Raw genomic sequence first — 370 nt, 5'->3', positions numbered from 1 at the left:
GATGTCCTACTCTCACATGGGGAAGCCCCACACTACCATCGGCGCTATTGCGTTTCACTTCTGAGTTCGGCATGGAATCAGGTGGGTCCACAATGCTATGGTCGCCAAACAAAATCTTGCTTGGGTGCACCTTGCGCTGCAAGATGACTCTAAATACTGGTGCTGATACCCAGACTCGAACTGGGGACCTCATCCTTACCAAGGATGCGCTCTACCACCTGAGCTATATCAGCATCGTGGTTGTCCTTCAGGACTAAAAAAGCCCGTCTTTTCAAACGGGCTCTTTAAAATTTAAAGCCTGGCGATGTCCTACTCTCACATGGGGAAGCCCCACACTACCATCGGCGCTATTGCGTTTCACTTCTGAGTT

1 tRNA gene and 2 rRNA genes are annotated in these 370 nt (G+C 50.3%); all 3 read right to left on the bottom strand.

Annotation, left to right across the window (positions count from 1 at the left end):
* Nucleotides 1-109, bottom strand: a 5S ribosomal RNA gene (rrf, locus tag ACVA6Q_RS24585); the annotation flags it as partial.
* Between the two features lie 48 nt (nt 110-157).
* Nucleotides 158-233 (bottom strand) — tRNA-Thr (locus ACVA6Q_RS24580).
* A 63-nt stretch (nt 234-296) separates the two neighbouring features.
* A 5S ribosomal RNA gene (rrf, locus tag ACVA6Q_RS24575) occupies nt 297-370 on the bottom strand; the annotation flags it as partial.

It is taken from the genome of Vibrio sp. DNB22_10_4 (assembly GCF_052879755.1).
The sequence above is the reverse complement of the archived record's forward strand: the minus strand, read 5'-3'. Positions and strand labels throughout refer to the sequence as shown.